Source organism: Bacteroidota bacterium (assembly GCA_016715945.1).
Classification (GTDB): domain Bacteria; phylum Bacteroidota; class Bacteroidia; order Bacteroidales; family F082; genus JALNZU01.
In genome coordinates, this window is the sequence record JADJXJ010000004.1 from 1 (window position 1) to 6,101 (window position 6,101).

Sequence of the window (6,101 nt, forward strand, 5' to 3'; positions counted from 1 at the left end):
GAGTCTCCTGGCGTTAACAACTATTTTGCTGGCAATCTGCTTATTGGCGGTACACCAGGCTCTAATGACACTGTTGACAACAGTAGTGTGGCATTGGAGGTGGACAGCACAACCAAAGCAGTTTTGCTTTCCAGGCTTACTAGCACGCAAAGAGACGCGCTAACAGCCATAGATGGCATGTTGGTATACAACACCACCAGCAACAAATTTCAAGGCTATGCCGGAGGGGTGTGGGTGGACCTGCATTAATTTGCAGTGCCAGCGCAAGCAAACATGACCGTTAGCGAAGCAAAAGAATTGTTAAAAAAGTATCAGTTGAAGCAGGCGCTTACCAACCTAGAAAAGCAAAAACTGCAGGCCGCCTTTAACATTATAAAGGCTTCTGCGTTTGTTAAGCCGACTACTCCAGAGGGTGTTTAAGGCATTACATGAAAACGCAATTAGACAAAATAGAGGCAAAAGTAGAGCGGCTAGACGAACGGCTGGACAGCATTGATAAGCACCTTTCAAAGTATAACGCCGAACTGGAGTTTCACGTCGCTCGCACCACTCAACTGGAGGATGAGCTTTTGCCGATAGTAAAGCATGTTGAGCAGGTTCGCGGGGCGGGCAAATTGTTGGCTTGGATTATTGCTATTGTTGGTGCCTTGGCAGGCGTCAGCTGGATTTGGAGCCAGTAGCATGGGCAAGGCTAAGGTTGCAAAAGAGTTAGTGGAGCAAGTTGCTAAAGCGGCTAAGAGTAAGGCAGCTAAAGCTGCTGGTACCAAGGCCAATAAACTCCCTAAAAAACTCTACACGCTAGACGAGCTGGAAAAAGCCGGTATCGAAATACCTGTTGAGCACCTTGGCGAGGATGACGCCGAGGTTTTGGGCAAGGCTTGGTCCGAAGAGGGTTATAACTACAGGCTTAACTATCTACCTGAAAAGAAATATTTTGTAAAAGACGGTGAAGTGGTTGGCCACATTGGCCTTGATGATAACGGCAGTATTAAGGCCTCTTACATTAACAGTGACCGGCAGGGGCGTGGCTTAGGCACCGAAATGTACGAAACCCTGCTTAACGAAGGGTACCCAGTTAGCAGTGATGAGCTTATGGCCATGGAGCCAGAGGCTAAGGCAATTTGGGAAAAGCTAAGGGCTAAGCGGCCTGATTTAATTTCAAAAACAAAAAAAGGCTATCAGTTTGACCCTGATGCTGGGCCTAAAAAAGCTAAATTGCCATCCCCCGAAGCACCAGCAGCCATTGCCCGCGACCCGGCGCCCAACAAAAATTTGCGCGCGGAAGCACAAAAAATTTTGGCTCGCATAAGCACGCCGGAGCAGGCTGTGGCTCTAAAGGGCGCTGAGCGCCAACAGTATCTTGAGGCTTTGGATGCTGTTTATGGGCCGCAGGCTGAACGTGCGCGCAGCATGGGCTTCGGCGACGAAGACTATTATCATGGCAGCTTCAGGGACATAAAGCAGTTTAAGCCTGAAAAGGGCAACCCCGAAGGCTTTGCTGGCAAGTCAATTTACTTGACAAATGACCCAGTAGACGCTAGCTACAACTATGCGCACAAAGAGGGCCCGGATGTTAAAAATAAGTGGAAGCAGTTAACCGAGCGTCTCCGTGGTGAAAAAGATTTAGATTACTCTACCGCAAAAGACTTGGCTGAAAAAAAGCTGTTTGGACGTGTTGACGACGGCGCTGTTTATCCTGTTAAGGTGCGTGTAGAAAATACAGCAGACATGAGGCCCGACAGCAAGCAGCGGCTAGACCTAAGCTCCACAATAGACGACGGTGACCTTGTTTCAGAAAATCCTATTGCTGAAAAGATTGTAAATGGCATTAGGGACCGGGCCAAGGCGGCCAAATACCAGGTGCGTAGCGACGCTATAGTTGATGCTTCTGAGCTTTACGATGAAAAACGACCAGCCGAAATTTTTAATAGCGTCAAAAACGCCGTGCAACAAGAGGAGGTTTCAGACAACGCCGGAAATTTTCTTAGCTCTGAGTTTGCTAGAGGCGCTATGGAGGATGCCGGTTATGACTCTATGCGCATAAACGCTGACTATGAGTTTAATATGCCTAACACTACGCCGAACACCGAGCACCTCATGTTATTTGACCCGGCCAAGGTGCGAAGCAAGTTTGCTGCTTTTGACCCGCGTTTCAAAGACAGTCCACTGCTCATGTCGGCAGTCGGTGGCGCCCCCAAGGCAGGCGACGTGCTTAAGGGCATTAGCCCACTTGGCGCCGCTAAACGAGCCTACAACGCCTACGACGAAGCAGTGCAACAACCAGTCAGCAACATCGCCCAAGCCATAGCCGCTAAAATTGCGCAGGCCACGACTTTACCGGGCACAGACGCCCGCACAGCGCAGCAGTACCAAGACACGGCCACCGGCTTGCTTGGCACCGGCCTCGAAATGAGCCTGGACCCCACTAACATTGTAGCGCCAGGAGCAGGCGTCATGCGCGCCGTGGGCAAAAGCGCTAAAGCTGCCAAGGGCGCTAATGCCGTGAACAAAGTGCTGGACGTGCTTAAAGGGCCGCGTATTAGCAAAGCAGCTCATGAGGCACAAAAAGCTGCCAACCCCATCAGCATTATAACCTCCACGCCACCACTTCAAACGGCCACGAAAAAATTGGAACAGTTTTTTACGCCTCAAGAAATTCATGAAGCATTTAGCAGTAAACCGGCCATGCAAAAACTGCTGGACCGGGTTAAGGACGCGTCTAAAAAGCCTGCACCGGCACCAAGCGCACCAACGCCCCTAAAGCCCGCCGAGGCCGTAGAAGCTTTAGTGCAACAACCAGCCGTCCCCGGCCAAAAGGTGCCATAACATGGACCAGCCCGACCTTAAAACGCTTATAGGCCTTTTGGCAGCTGCTTTTGCACTGGCTTTACGTGCCACGGCCTGGCGGCTACTTCAGGCCCTGATAAGCCCTAAAGTCGTCGAATGGGCCGTGCTAAAGCTGCTACATTGGCTTTCACGGCAGACTAAAAGCCAGGTTGACGACGAGTTGGTGCAGAAGGTGGCTGAAGCCATGCAGGGCAGTGAAGCATCAGGCTTAAGTAGGGAAAACCAGCCGGAGCCAGCCCAGGCCGTGCCTGCCTGTCCTGCCTGTCCTGCCTGTGGCCAGCCTTTGCCGTAATAGCGTTAAAAGCAAAAACCGTGCCAAAGCGCTGCAAAACAGTGCATAATATATATGATGCGCCGCACCTTCACCCTTCAGCTTAAGCCCTTTAGTGTCAACGCCATGTATGGCCGCGACCGCAACCGCAAGACGGCCGACTGCTACGACTGGGAAATGCAGGCTTGCCATTTGCTGCGTCAGGCCGAGCCCGCCAAGGCACTCAAAGAGCTTCGAGAAGCCTTTGACGTCTCAAAGCACTGCTACGTATTTCGCTTCACGTTTGCGTTTCATAGCAGCATATTTTTTACAAAAGACGGCGCGATAAGCAGCCGGAGCTTTGACCTAACAAATGTAGAAAAGATTTTGGCAGATATTTTGTGCGGTCCAAAGTACCATGAGGCGCCTGCTCCGCAAGGAGCGCCAAACCTAAACATAGATGATAAGCTGGTGTTGCAGGTTACCAGCCGCAAGATTGTACAGCAACAGCCTGGCTACAGCATTCGCGTGGCTATTGCAATTGTAGACAAGCCGAGGCCACCGTCGGCCTAGTGGGCACGCCAGTTCATAAAGTAAATGAGCGGGCCGGGCGCGACTCCGGCCATGTGCTTACTGGGGCGACCTCTAGGCCCTAAACCCCTCGTTCGGCACCGAGTATTTTCTTAATCTGTGCGTCTCCAGTGGGCTTGTGGCCTGAGCCTAGCACCCACAGCTTTCGCACCTCCGCTCAAAAGTTTTTATCCCATTTGCGTATCAACAATAACTAGTACATACTCGTCCGTGTTTTGGCTGCTTTGAGCGACCATGACCGGCGCTGAGTATGCTTGCAGCAACTCACGCCAGGCTTTACCTGTTTTTGGCAGCTCAACCTCGCCAACCACACTATATTTAGCTACCAGTGCATCTTCAAGAGTCTGTAGTTTGCCCTGCAGTGCTAGCATATCGTTGCCGCACTCGGCTTTGGCTGCATCAAATCCGGAGGTAAACTCTGCCTTATATTGCTCTAAGGCCTCGGGCTGCACCGGAAGCCCAGACATGCGGAAAATTTTAAGTTTCATTTTGCTCCCTTAGGCTTTTTATCAGATGCCCAGTGCACGGACCCGCCAAGTTGCTCTGCCAGCCAGGCCACAATTGTGCGAGCTTCGTCTACAGTCACAGCATCGCCATCGCCGTCGGTTAAAAACAAGTCCGTGCCAAATAACTGCGGCTTAATGCCAGTGCGGCGAATTTCCCACGGCGCCTCAAAAGCCTGGAGCTGCTTAATATGCTCTACCCGCTCTTTAAGTGTCACTGCTAACCCCCTGCTCCAACACCTTAAAGGCTGCCAGCTGCATCAACGGGTAGTAGCAGTCTTCGGCCTCTTTGCGCACGACCAGCGCGTAAGCACCAACTTCAAAAGACTGAGCGCCCTGCACATCCAGATAGCTGAACACGCCCGGCCCGCCTAACTGGTCCTTATAAAATACTCTCAGCACTTGCCCTGCTTCTAATTGCATTTTAACCCCCACGCTAACTGAATAAGAACTATAGATAATATTGCGCTACCGCCGTGCACCACATAGTCCACGGTCGTTTCTGCTTGAGCCAGAAAAGTCAGTGAAATAGCGAAGCTCATAAGTATAGTTAAAACTGCTCCATTCATGCTCAAAACTCTAAGCCAATTGTAGCCATAATTTGTTTATCTGTTGTAGCTGCAACACCTAGCCAGCCAGGTCCCAGCACGCGACGCTGCACCATTAGGCCGTAGACCGGCTCTGTCAGGCCCTGCTTGGCATCAATTTTAAGCAAGGGGGACAACAGCCACTGAGCTTGCGCTGCTTTGACAATCGTCTCAGTGCGGTTGCTGCTTTCCTTGCTGTTATCAACAATAGTGGTGACGGTTTCCTTGCTGCCATCCTTGCGCTCAACGTGCTTAATGATGGTGCGAACGTCCTTTTTGATTGTCTCACGCTCTACTACTGTCTGGCGGTATTCGACACGCGGCCACAGGTAGCGCGTACCTGCTACGGCGGCTGCCACCAGCGCGACTATGAGCAAAGCTTGCCTAGTCATACAAACCTGCCTTGCTGGCCGGGCACCACCAAGTATGGTGACCAGCCTGCCAAGCTACGGCGGCTGACCCGCACTCGCACTTTGGAGCCTGCGCCTGCTGCGTGAGCCAGTCGGTCAGTGGGGCAAACTGAGCCAGCGCGCCCTCAGAGCTGTATACCTGCTCTAGCTCCGAAATGGCTTTGGCCCAAGCGTCGGCGCGGTCACTGGAGCTGGTCTGCAACCGATACCAGTCTACGAGCAGCTGGTGCGTGTCCGCCTCTGAGTGTTGTTGGCTTTTGGCGCTCATGGCTTAGCTCCCGACTGCACCCAAAGCTTCAGTAGGTCGCGGTCAGACTCTGAAATCCGGCCATACTTGGGCATTTCTCGGCCGGTCACCTTGCGCACAATGGCGGCGCGCAGCTGGTACGCAACGGCATACTGTTGCACGTTGGGCAGCGGGTTGGCGCCGTTGTGGCAAGTAGCGCACGACCTAGCCATGACAGGCTTTATGTCGGCAGCAAAGCTAATTTCGCTTGCGTTGGCTTTAAATGCACTTAAGGCTAACAGTAGCAGCATACTCATTTTATTGCTCCATAACGCGTTCCAATTACTGGCTCTGCTTTTAAGTTTACGCTAAGCGTTGTAGTATTTTCCATAACATTTTGCATTATTTTTGCGGCCTGTTGCTCATGTCCGGCTTTACAGGACACCAGCAGTTCGTCATGGATATTGGCAATAATGGTGGCCGGTACACCCTCAGCCTTATAAGCCTTGGCCAGCGCAATAGCCGCCCGGTTTACAATGCTAGCGGCCCCGCCTTGCGTAGGATAGTTAATGGCCGCATTTAGGGCCTTTTTGAGCGTGCGGCGGTGTTTTTTCATCTGGTCGTATATTGCGGGCTGGTGATTGTACTGTTTCCAAAGCTCCAGGCTGTCCAAAATGCCGGTGCCAT

General features: G+C 51.9%; 10 protein-coding genes. 5 read left to right on the plus strand and 5 right to left on the minus strand.

Annotation, left to right across the window (positions count from 1 at the left end; genetic code table 11):
* Positions 1 to 273: 273 nt before the first annotated feature.
* Genes IPM52_14465 through IPM52_14485 form a run of 5 tightly spaced genes read left to right on the plus strand, consistent with a single transcriptional unit; the run spans position 274 to position 3,670 of the window.
* Positions 274 to 420, plus strand: coding sequence for a hypothetical protein (locus IPM52_14465; GenBank protein MBK9292808.1), 147 nt, complete (start codon positions 274 to 276; stop codon positions 418 to 420).
* An 8-nt stretch (positions 421 to 428) separates the two neighbouring features.
* On the plus strand, positions 429 to 680 hold the full coding sequence (locus IPM52_14470; protein MBK9292809.1) for a hypothetical protein: 252 nt from the start codon (positions 429 to 431) through the stop codon (positions 678 to 680).
* 1 nt (position 681) lies between these two features.
* Positions 682 to 2,826: a GNAT family N-acetyltransferase gene (locus IPM52_14475; protein MBK9292810.1), complete on the plus strand. Its 2,145-nt coding sequence runs from the start codon at positions 682 to 684 to the stop codon at positions 2,824 to 2,826.
* Position 2,827: 1 nt separating this feature from the next.
* Positions 2,828 to 3,139, plus strand: coding sequence for a hypothetical protein (locus tag IPM52_14480; GenBank protein ID MBK9292811.1), 312 nt, complete (start codon positions 2,828 to 2,830; stop codon positions 3,137 to 3,139).
* 54 nt (positions 3,140 to 3,193) lie between these two features.
* Complete coding sequence (locus tag IPM52_14485; protein ID MBK9292812.1) at positions 3,194 to 3,670, plus strand: hypothetical protein; 477 nt, start codon at positions 3,194 to 3,196, stop codon at positions 3,668 to 3,670.
* A gap of 185 nt (positions 3,671 to 3,855) precedes the next feature.
* Here the strand turns inward: IPM52_14485 and IPM52_14490 are convergent, their stop codons facing one another.
* From IPM52_14490 to IPM52_14510, 5 genes are all read right to left on the minus strand, one after another.
* The gene (locus IPM52_14490) at positions 3,856 to 4,176 is read right to left on the minus strand and encodes a hypothetical protein (protein ID MBK9292813.1); all 321 of its coding nucleotides are present in this window, start codon (positions 4,174 to 4,176) and stop codon (positions 3,856 to 3,858) included.
* Between the two features lie 222 nt (positions 4,177 to 4,398).
* Positions 4,399 to 4,614 carry a hypothetical protein gene (locus tag IPM52_14495; GenBank protein MBK9292814.1) on the minus strand — a complete coding sequence of 72 codons (216 nt, stop codon included), beginning with the start codon at positions 4,612 to 4,614 and terminating at the stop codon, positions 4,399 to 4,401.
* Between the two features lie 148 nt (positions 4,615 to 4,762).
* A complete protein-coding gene (locus tag IPM52_14500) occupies positions 4,763 to 5,170 on the minus strand; it encodes a hypothetical protein (GenBank protein ID MBK9292815.1) in 408 nt (135 codons plus the stop codon).
* Positions 5,171 to 5,452: 282 nt separating this feature from the next.
* Positions 5,453 to 5,647, minus strand: a complete 195-nt coding sequence (locus IPM52_14505; GenBank protein MBK9292816.1) for a hypothetical protein — start codon at positions 5,645 to 5,647, stop codon at positions 5,453 to 5,455.
* Between the two features lie 80 nt (positions 5,648 to 5,727).
* A complete protein-coding gene (locus tag IPM52_14510) occupies positions 5,728 to 6,030 on the minus strand; it encodes a hypothetical protein (protein ID MBK9292817.1) in 303 nt (100 codons plus the stop codon).
* Positions 6,031 to 6,101 lie beyond the last annotated feature (71 nt).

What these genes read in the sequence shown, in the direction of transcription:
- IPM52_14475 (MBK9292810.1), top strand. Translation starts at nt 682, where the DNA reads ATGGGCAAGGCTAAGGTTGCAAAAGAGTTAGTGGAGCAAGTTGCTAAA.
- IPM52_14465 (MBK9292808.1), top strand. Translation starts at nt 274, where the DNA reads ATGACCGTTAGCGAAGCAAAAGAATTGTTAAAAAAGTATCAGTTGAAG.
- IPM52_14480 (MBK9292811.1), top strand. Translation starts at nt 2,828, where the DNA reads ATGGACCAGCCCGACCTTAAAACGCTTATAGGCCTTTTGGCAGCTGCT.
- IPM52_14500 (MBK9292815.1), bottom strand. Translation starts at nt 5,170, where the DNA reads ATGACTAGGCAAGCTTTGCTCATAGTCGCGCTGGTGGCAGCCGCCGTA.
- IPM52_14495 (MBK9292814.1), bottom strand. Translation starts at nt 4,614, where the DNA reads ATGCAATTAGAAGCAGGGCAAGTGCTGAGAGTATTTTATAAGGACCAG.
- IPM52_14470 (MBK9292809.1), top strand. Translation starts at nt 429, where the DNA reads ATGAAAACGCAATTAGACAAAATAGAGGCAAAAGTAGAGCGGCTAGAC.
- IPM52_14490 (MBK9292813.1), bottom strand. Translation starts at nt 4,176, where the DNA reads ATGAAACTTAAAATTTTCCGCATGTCTGGGCTTCCGGTGCAGCCCGAG.
- IPM52_14510 (MBK9292817.1), bottom strand. Translation starts at nt 6,030, where the DNA reads ATGAAAAAACACCGCCGCACGCTCAAAAAGGCCCTAAATGCGGCCATT.
- IPM52_14485 (MBK9292812.1), top strand. Translation starts at nt 3,194, where the DNA reads ATGATGCGCCGCACCTTCACCCTTCAGCTTAAGCCCTTTAGTGTCAAC.
- IPM52_14505 (MBK9292816.1), bottom strand. Translation starts at nt 5,647, where the DNA reads ATGGCTAGGTCGTGCGCTACTTGCCACAACGGCGCCAACCCGCTGCCC.